The following is a 22,719-nucleotide window of genomic DNA, read 5'->3' as shown; positions in this document are numbered from 1 at the left end:
ACAGCGCGGCTATGATTGAAATCAAAGACTTCCGGATGGCGCGTTAGCATGCAGCGAATCTACAGACTTGTCCTTGTCGGCCTGTTATGGCTGACGACCTTTGCCCATGCGACGGAAAGCAATCCCGCCTGCCCCTCCGGGCCGCCAAAAGTGGGATTTTACGAATATGGCCTGGCCTACCACGATGGACGAGGCTACGACGTGGACCTGATACGCGAAATCGCGCGCCGCCTGCATTGCCCCATCGCCAGCGAAAGCGTCTTTCCATGGATCCGCACCCTCAAGCTGCTGCAAATCGGCGAAATCGACATCGCCACCTCCGCCACCCCTACGCCGGACCGCCTCCAATACGCCTGGATCTACACCTACAAACACAGCAAAAGCATGGTGCTGTTGCGCGCGGACGTTCAGGCCCGCACGCTGGCCGCCTTGCCGAACGATCCGAAACTCCGATGGGGGGTGATCCGCGGCTGGAAATTCAGCCCGATGCAGGACCAGTTGCTGGCCGAGCTGGCGAAAAGAAACAAGGTGGTGACGGCCATCGATGAAAATGATCTGTACAAAATGCTGACTACCGGCGTGATCACCGGCGCGCTTGCGCACCCGACCAGTTATGACGATTGGCTCCAGGCGCCCGGCATCCGCAAGCAAGTCCTCGTGCTGGATCTGTTTCCCGATGTCGAAGCGACTGCCGGCGGCGTGGCGCTCAGCAAAAAACGTTTTCCTGAGTCGGCGGCCGAACTCTGGCACGCGGAACTGAAAAAAATGTACCGCGACGGAAGCCTGCGCGAGATATTCCGCCGCTTCCTGAGCGAGGAAACCACGGACTACCTGTTGCGCGCGCCGGTTCTCTGACGATAGCCAAGCCGTCCACGCCCAGGCCTGCGGCGGCAATGAAAACCGGTGTGTCAGCGATATGCCCAGGGGAAGAAGAAGCAATATTCAGAGGTGACATACCAAATGCGGCGAAACATTCCACCCTTACTTGCCCTGCTGCTCTCCGCGACCAGCCTGGCCGCGGCCAACCCGGCCTGCCCCAACGGCCCGCTCAAGATCGGCTACTACAAGATCGGCGCCGCCTACCGCGACGGCAAGGGCTACGATGTGGACATGGTCAGGGAGCTGTCCCGCCGGCTGGGCTGCCCCATCGCCAGCGAGACCGAATTGCCCCGGCTGCGCGCGCTGAAAATGCTGTCCAGCGGACAGATAGACGTCAGCCCCTCCACCTTGGCCTCGCCGGACCGGCTGCAATACTCATGGATTTACCAATACAACCACACCAAGAACATGGTGCTGCTGAACCCGGCCGTCCAGGCCAGAACCTTGGCCGCGCTGCGCGAAGACCCGGCGCTGCGCTGGGGAGCGATACGCGGCTACCATCACGGCCCCTCGCAAGACAAGCTGCTGGAAGAACTGAGCGCCCAGCGCAAAGTGGTGATCGCCACTGACGAGGACGATCTGTACAAGATGCTGAACAGCGGCGTGGTCACCGCGATTTTCGCCCAGCCGTTCAGCTACGGACGCTGGCTGCGCGAGCTGCCCAACGCCGGCCAGATCGTGGTGCTGGACCTGTATCCGGAAACCGACATGGTCGCCAGCGGCCTGGCGCTGAGCAAGGCGCGCTTCGGCCGCGCCGCCGCCGAGAAATGGCATCAGGAGCTGCTGAAGATGTATCAGGACGGCAGCCTGTACGACATCCTGCGCCGCTATCTGAACGAGAGCGCCGCTAAGCAGATGATGCAGAAGCCGCTGGAATGATGCGCACCCCCTTCCTACAGCGCCTGGCCGGCTGGCTGATTCCGCTCCTCCTGCCGCTAACCGCCCAGGCTGGCAATCCCGCCTGCCCGCAGGGACCGCTGGCCATCGCCTACTATGATTTCGGCGTCGCCTACCACCAAGGAAAGGGCTACGATGTCGACCTGGTGCGCGAGCTGGCGCGGCGGCTGGATTGCCCGATCCGCGCGGAGACTGACTACCCGCGCATCCGCGCGCTCAAGCAACTGGAACTCGGCTTGGCGGACATCGGCTCCTCCACCCTGATCACGCCGGAGCGCCAGCGCTATCTGTGGCTGTATCCCTACAACCACAGCAAGAACATGGTGCTGCTGCCGCGCGCCAGCCGGGCCGACTCGCTCGACGACCTGCTCAGGTCCTCCTCCCTGCGCTGGGGAGCGATACGCGGCTATCGACACAGCCCCGCCCAGGATCGGCTGCTGAACGACCTCGCCCAGCAACACAAGCTGGTGATCGCGGAAAGCGAAGACGACCTGTACCGCATGCTGGTCAACGGTTTGGTAGACGTCGTTCTCGCGCACCCCATCAGCTACGACCCATGGTTTCGCGCCCACCACGCCGAGCAACTGGTCAACGCGCGCGACTTCTTCCCCGACGGCGAAACCATCGCCGGCTCCATCGCGCTGAGCAAGGCGCGGTTCACGCCGGCCGCCGCCGAGCTCTGGCACCAGGAGCTGCGCAAGATGTACCGCGACGGCGCCTTGCGCGCGATCCTGCGCCGCTACTTGAGCGAAGCCAGCGTGGATCAAGTGCTGAAGCAGCCGCTGGAATGACATGGACGCAAAAAAGCCCGGCTCGAAAGCCGGGCTTTTTCATGGCCAGCCGGTATTACAGCGCCAACTTGGCGATGGCCTCCTTGGCCAGGTGAATGGAAGTGGCGCGCTTGTCCGGGCCCATGCCGATGGCTTCGGCGCGAATGATCTCCACGTCGCTGACGCCCAGGAAACCCAGCACCTTCACAACGTAATCCTCCTGAAAATCCATCAGGCTGCCCTGCTCGCTGCTGTGCACGCCGCCGCGAGCGGACACCAGCACCACCTTCTTGTTCGGCACCAGGCCCACCGGGCCGTTCTCGGTGTATTTGAAAGTGCGGCCGGCGGCGGCCACGCGGTCGATCCAGCTCTTCAGCTGCGTCGGGATCGAGAAGTTGTACATCGGCGCGCCGATCACCAGCACGTCGGCGGCGATGAATTCCTCGATCAGCTGCTCGCTGAGCGCGGCTTCGCTGCGCTGGGTCGCGGTCCAGTCGGACTCGGGGGCGAAACGCGCGCCGACGATCTCGCCGGACAGGTGGGCGATCGGGTTGGCGGCCAGGTCACGGTAGCTGGTTTCCACATTGGCGTGGCGCTGGCGCAGGGTGTCGGCGACGACGGCGGACAGTTCGCGGGTCACGGAGTTGTCGGCAAGGATGCTGGAGTCGAGGTGGAGCAGTTTCATGGTTCGGTTCCTTCGGGGTTCGATTGCGATGAGTGGATGATAGATATCCGCAACAATCTGGACTAGTCTGCTAAAATCGAAAACATTGTTCCATCAGCGAGACAATCATGCAGGACCTGAACGATCTCCTGTATTTCGCCAAAGTCGTCGAACACGGCGGCTTCATGGCTGCCGGACGGGTTCTGGGCATTCCCAAATCCAAACTGTCCCGCCGCGTGGCCGAACTGGAAACCAGGCTGGGCGTGCGCCTGCTGCAGCGAACCACGCGCCGGCTGTCGCTGACCGAGATCGGCGGTCAGTACTACCAGCACTGCCAGGCCATGCTGGCTGAAGCCGAGGCCGCCGACGAAGCGGTGCTGCACAGCAGCGCCGAGCCGCGCGGCCTGATCCGCGTCAGCTGCCCGGAACTGCTATGCAAGACCATGCTCAGCCTGGTCCTGCCGCGGTTTCTCGCCCTTCACCCGCAGGTGCGGGTCACGCTGGACTCCACCAACCGCCGGGTTGACCTGGTGGAGGAAGGCGTGGACGTGGCGATCCGGGTCCGCAACGTGATCGAAGACAGCGCCAGCCTGGTGGTGCGCCGGCTGGGCAGAAGCCGGGTGATCCTGGTGGCCAGCCCCGCCTTCCTCGAAATCCATGGCGAGCCGAAGACGCCGGAGCGGCTGGCCGCGCTGCCGGCGCTGACCATGAGCCGGCCGGACGGCCGCGGCCAATGGGTGTTGCTGGACAATGTCGGCCAGAGCTACACCATCCACCTGGACGCGCCGCGGCTGATGACCGACGATATGATCGTGCTGCTGGAAGCCGCCGCCGCCGGCGTCGGGGTCGCCGCGCTGCCGGCCAACGTCTGCCACCAGGCGCTCGCGGATGGACGGCTGCGGCACATCCTGCCGCAGTACGACTTCCCCTGGGGCATCCTGCATGCGGCCTTCCCCACCCGGCGCGGCTTGTCGCCGGCGGTGCGCGCCTTCATCGATTTCGTCTCGGAGCAGTTGATCAGCGAAGAGATGGCCGGCGACTGGCAGCGCGCCGATATCCGCCCGGCATGACAATTGCTTCAGTCCCGCTTTTCCATACAGGATTGCCGAAGACATGTTCACGCTGCGCCCGCTGGCCGAAACCGACTCGATCGAACAACTGACCGCGCTGCTGCACCGCGCCTACGCCCAGCTGGCGGCGATGGGCCTGCGTTACACCGCGGTGGACCAGCGCGCGGCCGTCACCCGCCGCCGCATCGCTGGCGGCTACTGCCTGCTGGCGTGGCATGGAGACGAGCTGGTCGGCACGGTTACGGTGCATCATCCGCGGCCCGCCTCGTCCTGTCCGCAATTCCGCCAGCCGGACGGCGCGGTGCTGATGCAGTTTGCCGTTGATCCCGCCTGGCAAGGGCAAAGACTGGGCTCGCGGCTGATGGACGCCGCCGAGGACTGGGCCCGCCACCAGGGCTATCGCCGCATTCGCCTGGACACCGCCGAACCCGCTACCCATCTGGTGGAGCGTTACCTCAAGCGCGGCTACCGCGTCGAAGCGCCGCTGCAATGGCCGGACAAAGCCTACGCCAGCGTGGTGATGGTGAAGGAACTGGAAGCGGCCGCCGCGACTCGAACCCTTGTTTGCACCGCAACAAATTGAGGGCTGCGCGCCACACATCGTCGCCAGACCATTCGCATTTATTGCATCGCAGCAAATAACGAGTACAGTGACGGCCAGGGCTCTCAACGGGCCGTCGCATCGCGTCTTTTCCTACCGTTCAAGAACAAGGGGTTGCAATGTGGTCGACTGCTGCAGTTCAAGGCGGGAAGCTCCCGTTTCCTCAACCGTTGTTTGATTACTGGCTGGACGCCTGCCAGCGCGGCGTCCTGTACTGGGATACGCTGTACCGGCGCGGCGCCACCTATCTGGAGCACTGCGAGAGCGGCAAGCCGCCGGTGCTGGTCTTCGACTACCGGATCATCATGGACGGCCGGGAACTCCCCGACCCGGCCAACTACGCACTGGCGGCCATCGTGCCGCCCGCAGCCTGCCCGCCCACCGATCCCGCCAAGCGCCCCTTCGTCGTCATCGACCCGCGCGCCGGCCACGGCCCCGGCATCGGCGGCTTCAAGATGGACAGCGAGATCGGCATCGCGCTGCAGCAAGGCCACCCCTGCTATTTCGTGATGTTCTTCCCGCAGCCGGTGCCTGGCCAGACCATAGAAAGCGTGGCCAAGGCCGAGGGGCATTTCCTCAAGCGCGTCAACGAGCTGCATCCGGACAGCGACGGCAAGCCTTTCGTGATCGGCAACTGCCAGGGCGGCTGGGCGCTGGCCATGCTCGCGTCCGTCGCGCCGGAACTGGTCGGCCCCATCCTGCTGGCCGGATCGCCTCTGTCCTACTGGGCCGGCGTGCGCGGCAAGAATCCGATGCGCTACGCCGGCGGACTGACCGGCGGCACCTGGACCGCCTCGCTGGCCGGCGACCTGGGCAACGGCCATTTCGACGGCGCCCACCTGGTGGAGAATTTCGAAAAGCTGGACCCGGCCAACACGCTGTGGAAGAAGTCCTACAATCTGTACGCCAAGGTGGACACCGAACCGCAGCGCTACCTGGATTTCGAGCGCTGGTGGGGCGGCCATTACCTGCTGAACAAGGCGGAAATGGAGTGGATCGCCCAGAAGCTGTTCGTCGGCAACGAGCTGGTGCACGGCAAGATCACCAGCCACGACGGCAAGGTGCGGGTAGACATGCGCAACATCCGCTCGCCCATCATGGTGTTCGCCTCCTGGGGCGACAACATCACGCCGCCGCAGCAGGCGCTGAACTGGATCGCCGACCTCTACGACAACGTCGAGGACATCCGCAACAACGAGCAGACCATCGTCTACTGCCTGCACAACAAGGTCGGCCACCTGGGCATCTTCGTGTCCGCCGGCGTGGCCAACAAGGAACACAGCGAATTCGCCAGCGCGCTGGACCTGGTCGACGTGCTGGCGCCCGGCCTGTACGAGGCCATCATCGAGGACATCGCGCCGGACGCGCCCGGCCAGGAATACATCGAGGGGCGCTACATCATCCGCTTCGAGGCCCGCGACGTGTCCGACATCCTGGCGCTGGACGACGGCCGCGACGACGAGCGCGCGTTCGAGGTGGTGAAGCGCGTGTCCGAGATCAACCAAGGCGTGTACGACCGCTACGTCTCCCCCGCGCTGCGCGCCGCCAGCAATGAGGCCAGCGCCCGCCTGCTACGCGAGCTGCACCCCGCCCGCCTAGAGCGGACGCTGGTCTCGCCGAAAAACCCGTGGCTATGGTGGCTGCCGGACCTCGCAGCCAAGGTGCGCGAGCAACGCCGGCCCGTCGCGGCGGACAATCCGCTGTGGCTATGGCAGGAACAGCTGTCCGGCTTCATCGTCCAGTCGCTGGACCACTACCGCGACCTGCGCGACGCCGCGCAAGAGCAGCTGTTCCGCGCCGTCTACGAATCTCCGCAGCTCGCCACCCTGGTCGGCGTCGCCCCCGCCGGCGAGCCGCGCAACCAAGCCTTGACCTGGGAAACCCGGGAACTGGCGCGCCTGAAGCGCGAAGCGCTGGACCCCAGCTTCGAGCAAGGCACGCTGGCCGACGGCTTCGTGCGGCTGCTGCTTTACGTCAGCATCGGCATCGGCGTAGTGGACGAGCGGCCGTTCAACGCCATCCGCCGGGTGATGCGCGACGTGCGCCACGAGTATCCGCTGACGCTGATGCAGTTGAAGGACATCGTCCGCCATCAGGTGGCGCTGGTACGGCTGGACGCGCCGCGCGCGCTGCGCGGCCTGCCCCTGCTGCTGCCGGATGCCCGTCGCCGCCATCAGGCCTGGCTGCTGGCCCGCGATTTGATGGCGCTGAACGGTCCCATTCCGGCCGAGCACCAGTCGCGGCTGAATGAGGTGGCCAAAACGCTGGAGCTCGACGCCGCGATCCACGCCGCCTCTCCCGCAGCTCGGGCTGAAGCGGAGCCTGCGGTCCTCTCGCCGGTCCCGGTCGAGGCCGCTCCCGCCGTTTCGCTCCCCGTGGCCAAGCCCGCCTCCGGCAAAACCGTTTCCGCGAAGGCCGCGACAAGCAAAGCTGCCCCGGCGAAGCCTGCATCCGCCGCCAAACCATCGGCCAAAACCGTCAAGCCGGCAGCGCGCAAGACCACTCCGACAAGCAAACCGGCCACGGCGAAACCCTCGCCGGCAGCCAAAACGCCGGTAAAAGCCGCCAAGCCCGCCGCGCCGAAGCCGACATCGGAGGAAATCAAGCCGATAGCCAAGCCCGCCACGCGGACGAGCGCCGCGAAAAAGCCCGCGGGCAAGGCCAACGGCCAGGCGCCAAGTGCGTCTACGGTCGCCTCCGTGCCCGGCAAGCGAGGCAAGGCGTAAGCCATGCGCGGGAACCGGGGCGACTCGGTTCCCGCATTGACTATTGCAATAGCGAAAGCTAATATTCCGGTTCTGCGGGAGAGAGGGGCCATGCCCCCGCCGAAGACGCAAGCTCCCATAATCGCTCAGGCAAACGTACCGCAGCGCAGTATCGATTCAAGCCGATTGGAGAGAGGCCGTCCCGCGCGGCCCACCGAAGGGGCAAGCGGCCAAAGGCCGCGCAACTCTCAGGTAAAAGGACAAGGGGAGAGGCTGTTACCCAACCCGGAAACCGTCCAGGAGTTTGCCTTGTCCGCTCATCCATGCCTCGGCGCGAGCCTTTCGCGCCTCATTTCCGTTTTCCGTCATCCGCGCGCCATCCCTCCGGCTGGCGTTCCATCGTTCCACCCCCATAAGATTTCATCATGCTGACCCTGATCTACCTGATCGCCATCACCGCGGAAGCGATGACCGGCGCGCTGGCGGCCGGCCGCCGCCACATGGACATTTTCGGCGTAGCCGTCATCGCCTTCCTCACCGCGCTGGGCGGCGGCACCGTGCGCGACATCGTGCTGGGCCGCTATCCGATAGGCTGGACCCAGCATCCGGAATACGTGCTGCTGGTGGTGGCCGGCGGCCTGGCCGCGGTCCTGGTCGCCCGCTACATGCGCCATCTGAACCGCCTGTTCCTGATCCTGGACGCGCTGGGCCTGGTGGCGTTCACCATCATCGGCTGCGACGTGGCGCTGGGCATGGGCTACCACCCGGTCATCATCGTGATGGCCGGCATGATCACCGGCATCGCCGGCGGCATTCTGCGCGATGTGCTGTGCAACCGCGTGCCCATCGTATTCCGCCGCGAGCTGTACGCCAGCGTGTCGCTGCTGGTGGCCATCCTATACCTGGGCCTGAACCATCTGGCCATGCCCCATGACTGGAACGTGATCGCCAGTTTCGCCTTCGGCCTGGCGCTGCGCCTGGTCGCGCTGTGGCGCGAATGGCAGCTCCCGGTGTTCGCCTACCGGCACGACCACCACTGACTCCCGAAGCAAACACCCCGCCAAGGCGGGGTGTTTCGCATTCCGGCCGCCAGCGCTGCGCCACAACCATGCCAAACCATGGATGTCACTCTCCTTGCGCGCGTCCCAAACCCCAGCCAGAGAAATGAAAATGGATATTTGACAGCCCACCGCAACCCAAGGTAAATAAGACTCCCCTGATGTCCGATACCCGACAAGCTCGCCAACACCATGCACATTTCCGGCATCGCCTTTCGCCACCTTCTGCGCCTGCTGCTGGTTATTCCCGCGCTACTGATCTGCTACCTGCTCGCCGCGCTGGCGCTGGGCTGGCTGCCCGCCAACCGCGGCTGGCAGCCTTCCGCAGGCGGCATCCCCATCTATCTGGACAGCAATGGCGTGCACACCAGCCTGATCATGCCGGTCAAAACCGACGCGATGGACTGGTCCGCCGCCTTTCCTCCTGAACACATCCGCCGCCCCGATCAATACGCGCGCTCGCCCTATATCTCCATCGGCTGGGGCAGCAAGGTATTCTTCCTGACCATTCAAAACTGGGAAGACCTGAGCGCCGGCAAAGCCTTGGCCGCGCTGGCTTTCGACCAAAGCGTGCTGCACGTGGAATACCTGTCCCAGCCGACGGAAGGCAAAGACACCCGGCGCATTCTGCTCAGCCCGGAACAATATCGCCGGCTGGCAGACTTCATCCGCCGCAGCGCGCCTGTCGACGCCAACGGCCAGGCACGACAGGAAAAGGGTTATCACTACGGCGACAACGACGCCTTCTACGCCGCCCATGGCCGCTACAACCCCATCATCACCTGCAACCAATGGACGCGCGACGCGCTGGCCTCGGCCGGCGTGCGCACCGCGCTGTGGTCCCCTTTCGTCCAGCCCCTGTTTTGGCAGTTGGAGAAATAAATGGCATACAGTCCACCATTCTCCAGCCTGGAAATCGAGACGCTCAGACAAACATAGCCCGCGTCGATGAAACGCGGCGATTGACCGTGCTGAACGAAGGCATAATGTCTGAGGCCGATATACTGCTATGCCTGTATCGAAATCAGCGCATCAATATTCATGTCGATCTGGCCTACGGCGCCTCCCTCCACGCCATAGATCCCGTGAACGCTCAGGAACTGCGCGCACTGGAGCAATGGCTGCTAGAACATTCGCTTCATTCACAAGACCACGAGTCCTAAAATGCAAACCTTCTTCGACCTCGCCTTGAACGACGATGAAGTCGCCGTTGAGCTGCCGCTCACGCTCCAATCATCTCCTCGCCATCATCGAAACATGATGCTGGCGATTTTCACGTTCGCCATACTGTCCGCGCTGATGTATCTACTGATCCCCCATTGGGGCTGGCTGGCCGGCGGCGCCGCCTTTCCTCCCCTTGCCGCGCTGGCAAGCTGGGGCAATCGCACTCCGCCACAGATTCGCCTGGACGAAACCGGATTCCAACTCACCGGCGGCAGGAAGCGCATACAACGCGCTACGCGCTGGAAAGAAATCGAGCACATCGGCGTCATCCGTCTCGGCATGGGGCAAACCTATGTTTGCTACCAACGCACCAAAGACTCGGGCAAATCCAGACCGCCAGGCGGCCTGATGCTTCCCTGCATATTCACGCTCCCCTCAGAGGAGCTTGCGGCGCTGATGGAGGCGCTGAGCCAAGCAGCAGGCGACGACGCCGCTTTCCATACGCAAGACGGAACCCCTGCAGCATAGACAGCGGCGGCATTCCGCTATTTCAGCAATGCACGCAACTTTTGGACCACCACCAGATCGGGCTTAGGCCCGATCTCTTCGGTGGAGGCTATAATCCTGCCTTCCTTATCCGTCACCACAATGCGGGTGGAATGATTGATCTCGCCGCTTTCCAGCCGTCGGTAGCGTATGCCCAGTGCCGCGGCAACGCCTCGAGTATCCTCATCCGACTTGCCTACCGCGAGCAGCCAGTTCCGCGCCTGGATTCCGTGCTCGCCCGCCAGATGCGACAAACTTGCCGGCGTGTCCGCCCCCGGATTCAGGCTCACCATCAACACCGTCGCCCGATCCCTGTCCCTGGCCGGAAGCGCGGCGATGATGGATTTCACACCCTCCATCACGATCGGACAAGCCAGTTTGCAATCGCCGTAGAACATGGTGATCAGCGCCGGCTTGCCGACCAGATCCGAGAACTGCAGCGCGTCGCCGCGCTGCGTGGTCAGCGGCGCGTCCAGCCGGTACAACGAATCGCCCGGCAGATCATTTCCCGCCCAGCCCCCGCTCGAGGCCAGCGCCAGCAAACATGCGGCCAGGCCGCTTTTCCGTCTCCTCATGGTCTTTCCTCCGATTCATTCCTGGCGCAGCGAAAGCCCACCGTGCCCACGGTGTCGGCGGCGTTCAGCGCCGCCAGCATCGCGATACGCATCAGGATCGCGTAGTTTTCCCTATCTCCCAGCGACAAGGCCGCCGCACCACAGGTGGCCAGCGTGCGCTGCTCTCCCTGGGATCGGCTGTCGCTGGTGACGAACAGGCCGTTGAAATCCTCCACCCACTCGTAGATGGAGCCATGCAAGTCGCTGACGCCCCAGACATTGAGCTCCCGCCCCACCGGCGCCAGCAGCCGTCCAGTCGGCTGCGCGTACCATTGCAGAATGCGCGCCCGCCACTGCGGATCGTCGCGGGCGTCACGGCGTCCGGCATCGGCCGCCGCCGCCATCTCCCACTCATACCACGCGGGCAGGCGCGCGCCTTCGCTGCGGCAATAGGCGCGCGCCGCATGCCAGCTAACGCGGGTGACCGGCGCATCTGCAGGCAGATCGCCAAAGTCGTCAGCGGCGCGCCAGTCGGCGAGATATCCACCCCCGGCATACAGGGCGGGAACCACCCCGCGCCGCCATGCCGGATGCGCCTGCGCGAAGCGCAGGAACTCGCCGTTGGTGACTGGCCTCGCCCTCAGCCGGTATGGTTTGACCACCACGGTCGCACCATCCGGAGACAAAGCGCTGCGAAAAGCCCCGCCGGATACCGCCTCATAATCGGCGGCCCGCGCCGCATGCCACGCCAACAGCCCGCAACACGCCAGCGCGAGCGCCAGGCGCGCGCTCATTGCCGCTGCGCCCGCAGCGTCTTCACCTCATCCACCGTGACCACCGGCTTGCCATGGTTGAATTGCGTGCTGACATAGTTGAGCACGTCGGCCACCTCCTGATCCGACAAGTCCAGCGCGGGCATCACGCCGTTGTAATTGACGCCGTTGACGGTGATCGGTCCCGCGCGGCCGCCCAGGATGATCCTGGCCGCCTCCAGCGGACGCTTCTGGATCAGATCGGAATTGGCCAGCGGCGGGAACACGCCATCCAGCCCCTGGGCATTGGCCTGGTGGCAGACCACGCAGTTTTTGCTGAAGACCGCCCGGCCATGATCGGTCGGCGCGGCTTCATGCGTTTGCGGCGGCTCGGCGTTGACCGGCGCGTCTTCGCCCGGGGAAGGTTTCGCCGACACCGGCGACGCCGCGCCCAGCGCGCTGATCACGCCCTTGGAATAGATGCCGGGCCGCTCGGGGCCGCTGACCGTCAACAGGCCGATCGCCCCCTTGTTGAAGGCCCGCGTCAGCGAGTGGTCGACCAGGGTCAGGCTGCCCGGCACCCTGGGCGTGAACTCGACGATGGCCGAGCCGCCGGCGGGCACCATCGTGGTCTGCACATTGCGCTGGAAATGGGCGCTGCCCTCGTTGTACACCTTGTCGAAGATCGCGCCGATGATGTGGAAACTGGAAGCGAGATTGGGCCCGCCGACGCCGAAATAGATTCGGACCTTCTCGCCGGCCTTTGCGGTCAGCGCCTTGTTGCCGGCCAGCGCGCGGTCAGCGCCGTTGAACAGCACATAGGTCGGCTTTTCATCTATCGCCTTCTGCATATCGAAGGGCTGCAGCCCGCCGGCCCGATACCCGGTGCCGGTGTAGAATTCGCCCTGCATCACGTAGTACTCGCGATCCACCTTGGGCAGCGGCTTTTCCGGCTCCACCAAAATCATGCCGTACATGCCGTTGGCGATGTGCATGCCCACCGGCGCAGTGGCGCAGTGGTAGACATAGAGGCCCGGATTCAGCGCCTTGAAGCTGAACACCGCCTGATTGCCCGGCGCCACCAGCGTCTGCGGCGCGCCGCCTCCCGGCCCGGTGACCGCGTGCAGGTCGATGTTGTGCGGCAGCTTGTTGCTGGCCAGATTCTTCAGATGCAGCTCCACGGTATCGCCGGTCCTCACCCGTATCATCTTGCCCGGCACCGTGCCGCCGAAGGTCCAGAACATGTAGCGAGAACCCGGCGCGATCTCGCGCTCCACCTCCTCCACCGTCAAATCCACCACCACCCGAGCCGGCGTCTTGCGCGTGATCGGCGGCGGCATCATGGGCGGTGCCACCAGCGTCTGATGGACGATCGGCAAGGGCCCTGCGCCCGCCGGCGCGGCCAAACAGGACAGCGCCGCCGCCAAAACGCCGGACATGGAAAATCCGTTCTTCAGCAATCTTTTCACCGCAACACTCCTCGCCTGATATCGGCGAGCCGGGGGCGAATGCAGCAAGGACACAGCCGCCGGACACGCCAGACTGACACCGTGGGCGCAAAGGCCCGCCTTAAAATGCATATTTAACACATGTTAAAGTTTGCCGAATTGGGTCATCGAAGAAAATATCAATGGCATGATTGCTTGATGCAGAACAAGCTGCCTCTCAGCAGCTGTCGCTTTTACAGAACGCCTTTTCAGGCAATGAAAAGCCCCGGCGAAAGCCGGGGCTGGAAACTGGTGGAGGCGGCGGGAATCGAACCCGCGTCCGAAAGTCCTCTACAGTGAGTTCTACATACTTAGTCGTGTCATTTGGATTTAACCTCCGCCACGCCGACGGACAGGCTGGACTTTGGCGAGTTACCTATTATTTCGCACTGAACCAAGTAACCCGGAACAGCACTAGCAGATGTAGAGTGACACTACAGGGTTTTGACGCCCCCGGCCCATCTGCGAACCGTTGTAGTGTCTAGCCGGCCGTTAGGCTGCTAGAGCGTAAGTTTCGTCGTTTGCGACTATATAAATTCAGCGTTTTACGGGGTGACTGAAATCCCGGTATGCCCTCATCTGCTTCGCAACCCCCGTCGAAACCAGGTCGCCCCCAGATAAGAATGTTCATTATATTACAACTATCATCGCTTGGCGAGTCCGGTCATCGCCGCCAAACGCCATTTACTTGAACAGCATATGCCCCAGCTTGGCGGCCTTGGTGTCCAGGTAACGGTCATTGTACGGATTACGGCCCACTTGCAGCGGCACGCGCTCCACCACCTTGATGCCGGCACTCTCCAGCGTGGCCAGCTTGCGGGGATTGTTGGTCATTACTTTGACGCTGCCTATGCCCAGATGCTCCAGCATGTGGCGGGCGATGCGGAAATCGCGCATATCGGCCGGGAAGCCCAGCCGCTCGTTGGCCTCCACCGTATCGGCGCCGCCATCCTGCAGCTTGTAGGCGCGGATCTTGTTGATCAGGCCGATCCCCCGGCCTTCCTGGCGCAGATACAGCAGCGCGCCGCGGCCGGCCTTGCTGATCGCCTCCATCGCCGCCTCCAGCTGAAAGCCGCAGTCGCAGCGCAAGGAGAACAGCGCGTCGCCGGTCAGGCATTCCGAGTGCAGCCGCGCCAGCACCGGCTGGCCGTCGCCCACCTCGCCCAGCGTCAGCGCCACATGCTCCTGGCCGCTCTCCTCCTCGAAGCCATGCATGGCGAACTCCCCCCACGGCGTGGGCAGCTTGCAGCTGGCGATGTACTGGATAATGGGTTCGGGAGCGGGTTGCGGGTGCGGCGACATGACTTCTCCAACGCTGAGGAATGCAATGCGAAAAGGCCGCGCGGCGGCCTGTGATGATGCTTAGTTGGGGAGGCTTTCCCCGTTTTCAAGCGGCGGCAGATTGATCAGGATCTGCGGCAGCACAATGGCCAGCGCCGCCAGCCATACCTGGCGCTCCGGCGTGAAGTGGCCGGCGGTGAACGACTCGGCGTCGATGATGCCCAGCACGTTGTCGTCGCTGCGCAAGACCGGCAGGCAGATCTCGCTTTTCACCTTGGGATCGCACTCGTAGTAGCCGCCGCCCTCGGCGCGCCATTGCTCTACGTCGTCCACCACCACAGCCCAGCCGGTGAGGCCCACGCGGCTGTTGTTGCTGAACTCGGCGAACTCTTCCGTCAACGGGAACTCGGCGCGGCTTTCCACCCCCTTGTAGGCCAACTTGACCAGCACCGCGTTCTTGCCGCTGCCGATCTTGCGGTAGATGCCCAGCCAGTCGGCGCCGATCTTGGCGTTGACCGAGTCCAACAAGGCATTCAGGTTGACCAGCCCAGCGGTGGTTTCCGGCGTTTCCACGCCCAGCACCACGCGCAGGTCGTACGGGGTTTCGTCCAGTTCGTCGAACAGCGAGCAGCTGCCGCCCTCGCCCAGCTTGGGCACTTTGTAGCGGTACAGGTCGCGGCTGGGAGTCGGCTTGCTCACGGCGATCACAGCCTGCAATGTCATCACTGCGATCTGCAGTTCGGTCATGTCGAGTTTCAGCGCCTGCTCTCGCAGATAGTCGGTCAGTTGGCTTGCGGGTATCATGGGGGAGGACTCCTGAACAGCGGCGCGCCGGAGCGCGCTTGAATTCGAAACGCCACAGGATATCAAACCCGACCACGCTTCGCCATTTCGCCATTTCGCCACTTTATATCGTAATGACCGCCATTCATATCCGCCAAGCCCCGCTCGTGATCAAGGCCGGCGCCCGCGCGCGCCAATTGCTGCAACAGGGACTCCACCCCTCCCAGGTGGGCATGCTTCCCGGCGCGGCCGGCGGCCCCAAGGCCGTAGGCCTCACCGGTTTGGACCAGGCGGTGTTCGGCTGGCTGGTCGGCGCGCCGCGGCAACGCGAACTGGTGGGCGCGTCGATAGGCGGCTGGCGCTTCGCCTGCGCGCTGCAGCCGGATCCCGCCCAGGCGCTGGCGCGGCTGGCCGAGCGCTACACCGAGGAGCATTACCATCCCGACGTCACCGTCGCCCAGATCACCGCGCAGACGCGGCGGATGCTGCATGACATCCTGGGACCGGATGGTTTCGAACACATCCTGGCGCATCCCCATCACCGGCTGAGCCTGCTGCTGGTGCAATCGCGCGGGCTGGCCAACCGCGAGGCCAAATCCTCGCTGCTGCCCGGGCTGGCGCTGGCGGCGGCGCTGAACGCCGTCTCCCGCCCGCTGATCCGCCATAGCTTCAGCCGAGTGATCTGCCACGATCCGCGCAGCGCGCTGCGCTTCCAGCCGACAGACGCCATTCCAACCCGGCTCTATCCGCTAGCCGCCGGAAATCTGGAACAGGCGCTGATGGGCACGGTGGCGATACCCGGCGTGCTGCACGGCGTGCAGTTGCCGGACGCGCCGGCGGCGATCTACCGCGACGGCGGGCTCACCGATTACCACATCGACTTCCCCTTCGCCCACGGCGACGACATCGCGCTGTATCCGCACTTCACCGACCGCATCGTGCCCGGATGGTTCGACAAGCCGCTGCCCTGGCGCAAGCCCGGCGCCGCCAATCACGCCAATACCGTGCTGCTGACGCCGTCGCGCGACTACCTGGCCGCCCTCCCCGGCCGCCGCCTGCCTGACCGCAAGGATTTCCGCCGCTACCTGGGACGCGACGAATTGCGCCGCCAGCACTGGCGCGCCGCCACGGCGGAAAGCCAGCGGCTGGGCGACGCTTTCCTGGAATGGCTGGAGAAGCCCGGCTCCATCGCCGTGCAACCGCTGTAAACGCCTGAACCTTGCCGCGGACCAAAGAAAAAGCCGGGCGAACCCGGCTTTTCTAGTTCTCCAATAAAGAGGAACCAATCAACCCGCCTGCGCCCAGCACTGCTCTTCAGGCATGTCGCGCGGGGTAGCGTTCAGCTCCACCACCACATCGCGCACCAGCGCGCCCTTGCTGAGACGGACGGTCATCTTGTCGGCCACGCCCGGTTGGTCGAGGTCGCGGCGATAGGTGAACGAACCCCAGTCGGACACCGCCGCGCGGCCCAGCTGCGGCGCTTGCACCAGTTGGTAGCGCTCGACGCCGCCCACGCCTTCAAACTGGCCGCGCAAGCAGCGCGCCGGGCCGCCGTAGCTCAGCTTGGCCAAGTTCAGCTCGCCGGTTTGCGGCGGCTGCGGCTTGGCGCTGCCGGCCGGGCCCAGCGGGCCTTCGCAGCGCAGCACCGCGGTCTTGCGCTTGAAGTCGTAGTCGGTGGCCGAGCAGTTGGTCGCCATCAGATTGTTGAGGCCCGAGGTCTTGACCAGGCTCTGCAGCGCGCCGTCCAGCAGCTTGTCCAGCTCTTGGCGCGCGCGGGTGTTGTCGCTGGCGGACAGCGGCAACGTGCCGCCGCACTCGAAGCGGCGCAGCGCGCTGGTTTCGCCATCGGCCCACACCTGGCAGCCCACCGGCAGAGAGCGGCGCAGCGCGGCTTCCACCACCGAAGCGTCGCCGGCCTGCCACTTGTCCTTGGCCACCCAGTCCACACCTTCGGCGGTGGAGGTGTTGCCCATCTGGCCGGACTTGGCCAACTGCACCTGCTGATCCACGTACTGGCGGAAACCCGACACCAGCGCGGCGTCGCCGCCCATGCTGTTCACCAGCGCGTCGAAACGCTTGACGTCGTCGGCGCGCAGCGAGGCCAGGATGTCGGCGATCTTGCCCGGCTGCTGCTGGTTCAGATAGTAGAACCACAGCGCGGAGTGGCTGTAGAAGTCCCAGCCGTCGCTATAGCTGGAGCGCATGATGCGGGACGGCTCCAGGAAGCTGTTCGGCCAGCCGTTCGCCACCACGTCCACCACGTGGCCGCGCACCTTGATGCCGTCACGCGAAGTGCTCCAGGCCATGAATTCGGCAAAGCCTTCGTCGTACCAAGGCATGCGGCGGTCGTCGCGGTAGAACTCGGACGTGCCCCACATGCCCGGCTGGATGTAGCGGCCGGACAGATAATGCACATACTCGTGGCGCACCAGCTCTTCCAGGGTCAGATAGCTTTCGCGCGGGACTTCGCGCTGGAAGGTGTAGAAAGTGCCGTCCTTCTCGATGTAGATGCCGCCGTTGTCGGTGGACAGCTCATTGAGCAGGCCCTGGAAACGCTGGTAGGCGGTCTTGGTGCCGTAGATCACCATCTTCAGCTTTTCATTGGGATCGTTCGCCACCGCCTCCTTGGTGCCGGCCACGCGGAACAGCTGGGTCTGCACTTGCTTCATCGCATAGTACAGCGGCTCCACCTCGGCCAGGCTCAGCGGGGTTTCGAACACCAGCTTGCCGTTGTCGAAGCTCCAGCGGTTGGGGAACAGGCTGGCGCGCAGCTCCTGCTCGGCCTGGCAGATGCCGTAGCGTTCGCACGGCACCTTGCCCATCTTCTTCAGCGCGTACACGGCCTCGGCCCAGGCGGCGCCGAACTTCTCGCCCTTCAGATGCAGGGCGACGGCGGATTCAGCTTGCGGCGCGGTGCGCGGGTATTGCATGAAGCGGCCGGTTTCGCGCAGGGTGTTGAGGAACATCTGCTCGTCGGCGAAAGCCGGCTGGCCGGCGCGAGTCAGCCCTGCCAGGCTGGCCACCAGTCCGTCGAGCTGGCCCTTTTCCACCTTCTGGGCGAACTCGGGCTGGTAATGCATATTGAACAGCAGCGTCTGCATCGGATGCAGCGCGAAGCGCGCCCAATTATCCTTGGCGGCGGCGTTGTAGCGGCCGAAGAAGCGGTTCAGCAGCGGCAGCGCATACTCGGCCTTGCGCACCGAATCGGCCAGGATCAGCGTTTCCGCCACGCTCTGCCTAGCATCGCGCTCGCGGAACCAGGCGTCGCGGTCGCCGCGGCTGTCGATGGCCTTGACGTTCCACAGCGCCGGATTGGCGGCCATCGCCTCCACCACCTGCATCACCGGCTGATCCACTGCCGGGCCGTAGTCGCCCACTTCCTTGGCGTGGCTGTACTGCAGGAAGTAACCCGCCTTCAGGAACACCGCCAGCGGCCACAGGCCATTGGCGTTCTGCCCATCCCAGGCGGTCGCGCGTTGGCGCGCTTCGGCCGCCACCAGCTGCATATTGGCCGGCGACACCACGCGGTAGCTGAAGTTGTCCGCCTGGAACAGGCGGTTCATGCAAGTGCCGTCCACGCTGGCCACGTAACGCACCAGCGCCTGGCCGGACAGCTGGCCGAGCTTGGCCTCGTCGCAGTCGGCATAGGCCGGCGCGGCGACATCCATCCGGGCCGCCTTGCGCGCGATCTGGCCTTGCTGGCCCTGAGGTTTGGCCGGCGGCTGCGCGCCGCCGTTATCCGGCGCAGCCGGCGGCAGGCCGTGCGGGTAATCCGGTTTTTCCGACAAGGCCGGAGAGTGGGAGGAATAGCGCGCGCTGGGCTGATTGGCCTGAGGCGCGGGTTGCTGCACGCCGGCTTGTTCGCCGCCTGTCGTCGTCAGGCAAGCGGACAAGGCCAGCGGCACCATCACGGAAAGTCCCCACGCCCGATACCGACGCGGTAGTGTTGTTGTATTCATTCAGTCATCCAATGGCTTGTTCAAATGACGCCAGGCTAATTGGCCAAGCGTCGCGAAGCATAATGGATATCACTGATATTGAATATTGTGTTTAAGGCCGGATCGTGATCTTAAACAACAAAACAGGTCAGTTAATTTTCACGCCCAATTTCGACTTAAGAAAATACAAAAAAAGCCGCATGCGCGGCTTTTTTGAACGGAAGTTGCGGGCATTAATGGCGCGCTTCGCGCGCCGCCGCCACCACGTCGTAGTCGAACAACTGGTTGACGTCTTCCTCATCGAACACATAACGCTGGTTGCAGTAGTCGCAGACGATTTCCACGCTTCCCTGCTCCAGCAGCACATCGCCCACTTCCTGGCCGCCCAGCATGGTCAGCATATTGCTGACGCGCTCGCGCGAGCAGTTGCAGTTGAAGCTGACGGTTTCCTGCTCGAACACCCGCACCTGCTCCTCATGGAACAGACGATGCAGAATGTCCTCGGCGCCCAGCTCCAGCAGCTCTTCCGCCTTCAGCGTGCGGCCCAGCATCTGGACGCGATCCCAGCCCTCGGCCTCGCCATGGCCTTCCGGCAGACGCTGCAGCAGCATGCCGGCGGCGGTATTGCCGCCGCTGGCCAGGATCAGCGCGGTGTCCAGCTGCTCGGAGCGCAGCATGTAGTTTTCCAGCATCCGGGCGACGGAATCTCCCTCCAGCGCCACGATGCCTTGCCAGGTCTGGTTCTTGTCCAGACGCGGCTCCAGCGTCAGCACGAATTTGCCGCCCTCGCCCAGCAGCTCGGCCAGCGGCTTGTCATCCAGCTCGCCATCCCACTTGGCGGTGGCGCGCACGGTGCGGTCGTTGTTGCACTCGACCACCGCCAGCTTCAGCGCGCCGGTGCCGTGGATCTGCAGAATCAGCGAACCGTCGAACTTCAAGTTGGCCGCCATCAGCACCGAGGCCGCCATCATCTCGCCCAGCACGGTCTTGAGCGCCTGCGGGTAGGCCCGCCGCGCCAGCACCTGCTGCCAGGCGCCGTCCAGGCGCACCAGCGCGCCGCGCGCCGGCGCGCCGTCGAACAGGAATCGTTGCAGTTTGTCGTGATGGTTCATATTCATGCTTCCTTGGCCGCCCCGGCGGCCGCTTCAACGGTGTAGACAGACATCGGCAGCGAGGAGCTGACGTCGAATTCGCAGCCGGCGCGCACGCCGATTTCGGCGATTTCCCGGGCGGACAGATCCTGGTCGTAGACCGCGTGCATCGCGCCCATCGCGAACTTGCGGCCCGAACCGATTGCCCAGATGCGGGAGAATTCGTAGATCTCGCGCATCGGATACACGCCGAAAATGCCGTGCGCGTTCGCGATCACCACCATCATCTGGCTGGATTCGTACGGATCTTCTTCATCTTCCTCCGGACGCAGATAGAACGCGTCTTTCAGCTTGGGGTGAAGCTTGCGGAAGGTTTCGAAGATGCCCTGGCGGCTGCTCAAATCCTTTTTCTTCAGCTCTTTCAACGCGCCCTGCAGCACCAGGTCGTGCGCTGCGGAGCCGGACACGGCCAGATAGTTGTCGCCGTGGCGGAAAATCTTGTTGTGGAAACAGTCGTACGGCGCGAGAAGCTTCTGATCGTCGCCGAAAGTGGTCTGGCTGTCGGCGGCGATGGCGATCTGGTCGCCCTTGCGCACGGCCACGATGGTTGTCATGCGGCTACCTTGTCATATTCTTGAAAACAGTCCTTCAAGATGGGACCGAAGCCGGCATTTTGCAATCCCGGCGCAAAGCGAAACCGGTGATTCTACCATAAGCGCCCGGCAAGCCGACGCGCGAAAGACAGCGCCCCCAAGAGCGCCGCCCGGTTCAACGCGACCCGACCACTTCGCCGAAATAGGACCGATACTTGCCCCTTCTGACCACCATCACGTTGCGGACATGGGTGTTGGTGATGTCGGCGAACGACTGCCCGTAACCGGCCTGCCTGCGCCTGGACTGGCCGCTGGCCTTGTCCAGCCCGCCGAACCAGCGCGCCGGATCGCAAGCCGTCATATTGGCGCACAAGCGGCGGCGCTGCAGCACCGAGCCGAAGCCGGAATTGTAGGCGGCGTCCATCATCGCCAGCCGGTCTTCGCCCTCGGCCCAGCGTATCAGCCGATAGTTATCGCGATTTTTCAGCACCATCGCCGTCAGCTGATAATGAGGATCGAAGGCGTTCTGCCAGCCCCAGCCCCGCAGCTCCGGATGGCGCGCCGCCATCTCCCGGATCGCGTCGAAGCGCACGCCGCCATCTTCCCGATACGCCTTGGTGAACTGGCCGAGCCCGGCGCCGTACTCGCGGGAAGTCTTCAGCACCGCCCGCTCGCACCATCCGCTCTCCTGCTCCACCTGGGCCGCCAGCACGGAACGCGACGGCATGTCAGGCCAATGCTGCGTCGCGGCGGCATTCAACAGCGGCAGCAAGGCCAGAGCGCCAACGCTCAGCCCCGCAGCCACAGCACGCCCGCCAGCAACACGGCGGCCATGAACAGCCTGTCGGCCAGCACCACCAGCGACGCCCCCACCGGCGAAGCCAGCGCCAGATCGGCCGCCTGGCTGACATCGGAATGGAACAACACCTTGCGCAGCAGCAACGCCACGCCCACCAGCACCGGCAAGGCCAGGCCCAGTTGCAGCCAGGTGACGGCGACGACGCGGTCTATCCAGCACAAACCCGCCAAAGCGGGCAGAGTCAGCACATACAAGCGGTAATCGCGCAGCTTGCCAAACATGATGATCAGTCCTCCTGTCATGAATACAGGATCAGCTTACCGATCATCGCCCGCCGCAGCCCGCTGACAGATTACACTGTCGGACAAGCGCGCTAAATTACTGTTCTTCCGGACATTCCTCGTAAAACTAGCGGTTCCTACTTATAAACAAAACCCTTCTAGCCTCGTAAGATACAAGGGCAATGTTCAGCCCGCCCCAGCCATCAGCCAAAGGCGGAGACCCCTTCCAAAGAGGTGAGTGCCATGCTTGACAGCAACTTCGAACTGGATGAGCCGTTGGAGGCCATCCTGCAGCGCCCCCTGACCTGGTTCGAGAAGCAGCAGATTCAGGATAATCAGCAGGCTTCAGCAGACGAAGCCGAGGGCATTGTTGAGGCCGCGGCCGACACTCATCCCTTGCGCCGTCGCCTGAAGGACATGGCGATGATGCAGGTGGTGCGCATTGACCATCCGGAGGTCCGCAAGCCCAGAACCGACACGGCGCTCTGCGCCAAAATCGCCTGACCCTCTGAAAAAAGCCAAGCCCCGCGCAATGCGGGGCTTGGCTTTTAAACCTTCAGCCGGGCGAAACCTTCCGCCCAAATCCACAGCCATGCCTACTTGCTCAGCATAAACTCCACCAGGATGTTCTTGAAGACAAATCCGGTGACGCCAAACCCCAGCACCAGAAATAAAACGATCATGCCAGTCTTTCCGGCCTTGGACTTCTTGCCCAAGTCCCAGATGATGAAGCCCATGAAAATGATCAGCCCAGTCAGGCACACCACCAGCGAAATATTGGTGAATTGCTCTTCCGACACGTTTCT

The 22,719-nt window shown here is 64.0% G+C and carries 24 protein-coding genes, 1 other RNA gene and 2 riboswitches; of the genes, 12 read left to right on the top strand and 13 right to left on the bottom strand.

The features are described 5' to 3' along the window. The first annotated feature begins 15 nt into the window (after positions 1–15). The 3 genes from LQR33_RS16980 to LQR33_RS16970 all read left to right on the top strand — a co-directional run bounded on the left by LQR33_RS16980 (position 16) and on the right by LQR33_RS16970 (position 2,567). Positions 16–855 (top strand): substrate-binding periplasmic protein, encoded by an 840-nt coding sequence (locus LQR33_RS16980; RefSeq protein ID WP_231469825.1) that lies wholly within the window; start codon positions 16–18, stop codon positions 853–855. A 105-nt stretch (positions 856–960) separates the two neighbouring features. Continuing rightward, positions 961–1,758: a substrate-binding periplasmic protein gene (locus LQR33_RS16975; RefSeq protein WP_166440813.1), complete on the top strand. Its 798-nt coding sequence runs from the start codon at positions 961–963 to the stop codon at positions 1,756–1,758. After that, the gene (locus tag LQR33_RS16970) at positions 1,755–2,567 is read left to right on the top strand and encodes a substrate-binding periplasmic protein (RefSeq protein ID WP_221666368.1); all 813 of its coding nucleotides are present in this window, start codon (positions 1,755–1,757) and stop codon (positions 2,565–2,567) included. The genes LQR33_RS16975 and LQR33_RS16970 overlap by 4 nt, the downstream gene beginning before the upstream one ends. A 55-nt stretch (positions 2,568–2,622) precedes the next feature. Here LQR33_RS16970 and LQR33_RS16965 read toward each other — a convergent pair whose 3' ends face one another. Next, the gene (locus LQR33_RS16965; RefSeq protein WP_221666369.1) at positions 2,623–3,231 is read right to left on the bottom strand and encodes an FMN-dependent NADH-azoreductase; all 609 of its coding nucleotides are present in this window, start codon (positions 3,229–3,231) and stop codon (positions 2,623–2,625) included. A 107-nt stretch (positions 3,232–3,338) separates the two neighbouring features. Here LQR33_RS16965 and LQR33_RS16960 point away from each other — a divergent pair, with 107 nt between their 5' ends. The 7 genes from LQR33_RS16960 to LQR33_RS16930 all read left to right on the top strand — a co-directional run bounded on the left by LQR33_RS16960 (position 3,339) and on the right by LQR33_RS16930 (position 10,336). After that, on the top strand, positions 3,339–4,280 hold the full coding sequence (locus LQR33_RS16960) for a LysR substrate-binding domain-containing protein (RefSeq protein ID WP_045051867.1): 942 nt from the start codon (positions 3,339–3,341) through the stop codon (positions 4,278–4,280). 43 nt (positions 4,281–4,323) lie between these two features. Then, positions 4,324–4,863, top strand: coding sequence for a GNAT family N-acetyltransferase (locus LQR33_RS16955; RefSeq protein ID WP_231469824.1), 540 nt, complete (start codon positions 4,324–4,326; stop codon positions 4,861–4,863). A gap of 188 nt (positions 4,864–5,051) precedes the next feature. Further along, the gene (locus LQR33_RS16950; protein WP_231469823.1) at positions 5,052–7,607 is read left to right on the top strand and encodes a DUF3141 domain-containing protein; all 2,556 of its coding nucleotides are present in this window, start codon (positions 5,052–5,054) and stop codon (positions 7,605–7,607) included. Positions 7,608–7,672: 65 nt separating this feature from the next. Further along, positions 7,673–7,758, top strand: a riboswitch (glycine riboswitch). A 4-nt stretch (positions 7,759–7,762) separates the two neighbouring features. Beyond that, a riboswitch (glycine riboswitch) is annotated at positions 7,763–7,860 on the top strand. Between the two features lie 151 nt (positions 7,861–8,011). Continuing rightward, a complete protein-coding gene (locus LQR33_RS16945; protein WP_021478083.1) occupies positions 8,012–8,626 on the top strand; it encodes a trimeric intracellular cation channel family protein in 615 nt (204 codons plus the stop codon). Positions 8,627–8,836: 210 nt separating this feature from the next. Then, positions 8,837–9,526: a TIGR02117 family protein gene (locus LQR33_RS16940; RefSeq protein WP_221667873.1), complete on the top strand. Its 690-nt coding sequence runs from the start codon at positions 8,837–8,839 to the stop codon at positions 9,524–9,526. 80 nt (positions 9,527–9,606) lie between these two features. Next, positions 9,607–9,807: a hypothetical protein gene (locus LQR33_RS16935; RefSeq protein WP_221667874.1), complete on the top strand. Its 201-nt coding sequence runs from the start codon at positions 9,607–9,609 to the stop codon at positions 9,805–9,807. A 1-nt stretch (position 9,808) separates the two neighbouring features. Beyond that, positions 9,809–10,336, top strand: a complete 528-nt coding sequence (locus LQR33_RS16930) for a hypothetical protein (RefSeq protein WP_231469822.1) — start codon at positions 9,809–9,811, stop codon at positions 10,334–10,336. A gap of 17 nt (positions 10,337–10,353) precedes the next feature. On the opposite strand, the gene LQR33_RS16925 is transcribed toward LQR33_RS16930, so the two are convergent. The 6 genes from LQR33_RS16925 to LQR33_RS16900 form a co-directional block, all read right to left on the bottom strand. After that, positions 10,354–10,896 carry an SCO family protein gene (locus tag LQR33_RS16925; protein WP_231469821.1) on the bottom strand — a complete coding sequence of 181 codons (543 nt, stop codon included), beginning with the start codon at positions 10,894–10,896 and terminating at the stop codon, positions 10,354–10,356. A 29-nt stretch (positions 10,897–10,925) separates the two neighbouring features. Beyond that, entirely contained in the window at positions 10,926–11,702 is a 777-nt protein-coding gene (locus LQR33_RS16920; RefSeq protein WP_231177918.1) for a formylglycine-generating enzyme family protein, read from the bottom strand. Then, the gene (gene nirK / locus LQR33_RS16915) at positions 11,699–13,129 is read right to left on the bottom strand and encodes a copper-containing nitrite reductase (protein WP_231469820.1); all 1,431 of its coding nucleotides are present in this window, start codon (positions 13,127–13,129) and stop codon (positions 11,699–11,701) included. The genes LQR33_RS16920 and nirK overlap by 4 nt, the downstream gene beginning before the upstream one ends. A 268-nt stretch (positions 13,130–13,397) precedes the next feature. Continuing rightward, positions 13,398–13,762: a transfer-messenger RNA gene (gene ssrA, locus LQR33_RS16910) on the bottom strand. Between the two features lie 69 nt (positions 13,763–13,831). Continuing rightward, positions 13,832–14,449, bottom strand: a complete 618-nt coding sequence (gene ribA / locus LQR33_RS16905; RefSeq protein WP_166440823.1) for a GTP cyclohydrolase II — start codon at positions 14,447–14,449, stop codon at positions 13,832–13,834. A 60-nt stretch (positions 14,450–14,509) separates the two neighbouring features. Then, the gene (locus tag LQR33_RS16900; RefSeq protein ID WP_166440824.1) at positions 14,510–15,232 is read right to left on the bottom strand and encodes a GAF domain-containing protein; all 723 of its coding nucleotides are present in this window, start codon (positions 15,230–15,232) and stop codon (positions 14,510–14,512) included. A 113-nt stretch (positions 15,233–15,345) separates the two neighbouring features. On the opposite strand from LQR33_RS16900, the gene LQR33_RS16895 reads away from it, so the two are divergent. Next, positions 15,346–16,419 (top strand): hypothetical protein, encoded by a 1,074-nt coding sequence (locus LQR33_RS16895; RefSeq protein ID WP_231469819.1) that lies wholly within the window; start codon positions 15,346–15,348, stop codon positions 16,417–16,419. Between the two features lie 78 nt (positions 16,420–16,497). On the opposite strand, the gene LQR33_RS16890 is transcribed toward LQR33_RS16895, so the two are convergent. From LQR33_RS16890 to LQR33_RS16870, 5 genes are all read right to left on the bottom strand, one after another. Further along, the gene (locus LQR33_RS16890) at positions 16,498–19,119 is read right to left on the bottom strand and encodes a M9 family metallopeptidase N-terminal domain-containing protein (RefSeq protein WP_231469836.1); all 2,622 of its coding nucleotides are present in this window, start codon (positions 19,117–19,119) and stop codon (positions 16,498–16,500) included. 263 nt (positions 19,120–19,382) lie between these two features. Then, positions 19,383–20,267 carry an Hsp33 family molecular chaperone HslO gene (hslO, locus tag LQR33_RS16885; protein ID WP_221666378.1) on the bottom strand — a complete coding sequence of 295 codons (885 nt, stop codon included), beginning with the start codon at positions 20,265–20,267 and terminating at the stop codon, positions 19,383–19,385. Beyond that, positions 20,264–20,854 (bottom strand): Ntn hydrolase family protein, encoded by a 591-nt coding sequence (locus tag LQR33_RS16880; protein WP_166440828.1) that lies wholly within the window; start codon positions 20,852–20,854, stop codon positions 20,264–20,266. The genes hslO and LQR33_RS16880 overlap by 4 nt, the downstream gene beginning before the upstream one ends. 154 nt (positions 20,855–21,008) lie before the next feature. Further along, complete coding sequence (locus tag LQR33_RS16875; RefSeq protein WP_231469818.1) at positions 21,009–21,560, bottom strand: transglycosylase SLT domain-containing protein; 552 nt, start codon at positions 21,558–21,560, stop codon at positions 21,009–21,011. A gap of 62 nt (positions 21,561–21,622) precedes the next feature. Continuing rightward, the gene (locus tag LQR33_RS16870) at positions 21,623–21,913 is read right to left on the bottom strand and encodes a hypothetical protein (protein WP_221667882.1); all 291 of its coding nucleotides are present in this window, start codon (positions 21,911–21,913) and stop codon (positions 21,623–21,625) included. A gap of 243 nt (positions 21,914–22,156) precedes the next feature. Here LQR33_RS16870 and LQR33_RS16865 point away from each other — a divergent pair, with 243 nt between their 5' ends. After that, positions 22,157–22,417: a hypothetical protein gene (locus tag LQR33_RS16865; RefSeq protein WP_166440830.1), complete on the top strand. Its 261-nt coding sequence runs from the start codon at positions 22,157–22,159 to the stop codon at positions 22,415–22,417. Positions 22,418–22,509: 92 nt separating this feature from the next. Here LQR33_RS16865 and LQR33_RS16860 read toward each other — a convergent pair whose 3' ends face one another. After that, positions 22,510–22,713, bottom strand: a complete 204-nt coding sequence (locus LQR33_RS16860) for a DUF2788 domain-containing protein (RefSeq protein ID WP_021478097.1) — start codon at positions 22,711–22,713, stop codon at positions 22,510–22,512. Between the last annotated feature and the right edge of the window lie 6 nt (positions 22,714–22,719).

The organism is Chromobacterium piscinae, from assembly GCF_021129175.1.
GTDB classification, from domain to species: domain Bacteria; phylum Pseudomonadota; class Gammaproteobacteria; order Burkholderiales; family Chromobacteriaceae; genus Chromobacterium; species Chromobacterium piscinae.
The sequence above is the reverse complement of the archived record's forward strand: the minus strand, read 5'-3'. Positions and strand labels throughout refer to the sequence as shown.

Coding starts and splice junctions, on each gene's coding strand:
- LQR33_RS16975 (WP_166440813.1), top strand. CDS start 961: ATGCGGCGAAACATTCCACCCTTACTTGCCCTGCTGCTCTCCGCGACC.
- LQR33_RS16970 (WP_221666368.1), top strand. CDS start 1,755: ATGATGCGCACCCCCTTCCTACAGCGCCTGGCCGGCTGGCTGATTCCG.
- LQR33_RS16965 (WP_221666369.1), bottom strand. CDS start 3,231: ATGAAACTGCTCCACCTCGACTCCAGCATCCTTGCCGACAACTCCGTG.
- LQR33_RS16960 (WP_045051867.1), top strand. CDS start 3,339: ATGCAGGACCTGAACGATCTCCTGTATTTCGCCAAAGTCGTCGAACAC.
- LQR33_RS16955 (WP_231469824.1), top strand. CDS start 4,324: ATGTTCACGCTGCGCCCGCTGGCCGAAACCGACTCGATCGAACAACTG.
- LQR33_RS16945 (WP_021478083.1), top strand. CDS start 8,012: ATGCTGACCCTGATCTACCTGATCGCCATCACCGCGGAAGCGATGACC.
- LQR33_RS16940 (WP_221667873.1), top strand. CDS start 8,837: ATGCACATTTCCGGCATCGCCTTTCGCCACCTTCTGCGCCTGCTGCTG.
- LQR33_RS16930 (WP_231469822.1), top strand. CDS start 9,809: ATGCAAACCTTCTTCGACCTCGCCTTGAACGACGATGAAGTCGCCGTT.
- LQR33_RS16920 (WP_231177918.1), bottom strand. CDS start 11,702: ATGAGCGCGCGCCTGGCGCTCGCGCTGGCGTGTTGCGGGCTGTTGGCG.
- ribA (WP_166440823.1), bottom strand. CDS start 14,449: ATGTCGCCGCACCCGCAACCCGCTCCCGAACCCATTATCCAGTACATC.
- LQR33_RS16900 (WP_166440824.1), bottom strand. CDS start 15,232: ATGATACCCGCAAGCCAACTGACCGACTATCTGCGAGAGCAGGCGCTG.
- LQR33_RS16895 (WP_231469819.1), top strand. CDS start 15,346: ATGACCGCCATTCATATCCGCCAAGCCCCGCTCGTGATCAAGGCCGGC.
- LQR33_RS16890 (WP_231469836.1), bottom strand. CDS start 19,119: ATGGTGCCGCTGGCCTTGTCCGCTTGCCTGACGACGACAGGCGGCGAA.
- hslO (WP_221666378.1), bottom strand. CDS start 20,267: ATGAATATGAACCATCACGACAAACTGCAACGATTCCTGTTCGACGGC.
- LQR33_RS16880 (WP_166440828.1), bottom strand. CDS start 20,854: ATGACAACCATCGTGGCCGTGCGCAAGGGCGACCAGATCGCCATCGCC.
- LQR33_RS16875 (WP_231469818.1), bottom strand. CDS start 21,560: ATGCCGTCGCGTTCCGTGCTGGCGGCCCAGGTGGAGCAGGAGAGCGGA.
- LQR33_RS16870 (WP_221667882.1), bottom strand. CDS start 21,913: ATGTTTGGCAAGCTGCGCGATTACCGCTTGTATGTGCTGACTCTGCCC.
- LQR33_RS16865 (WP_166440830.1), top strand. CDS start 22,157: ATGCTTGACAGCAACTTCGAACTGGATGAGCCGTTGGAGGCCATCCTG.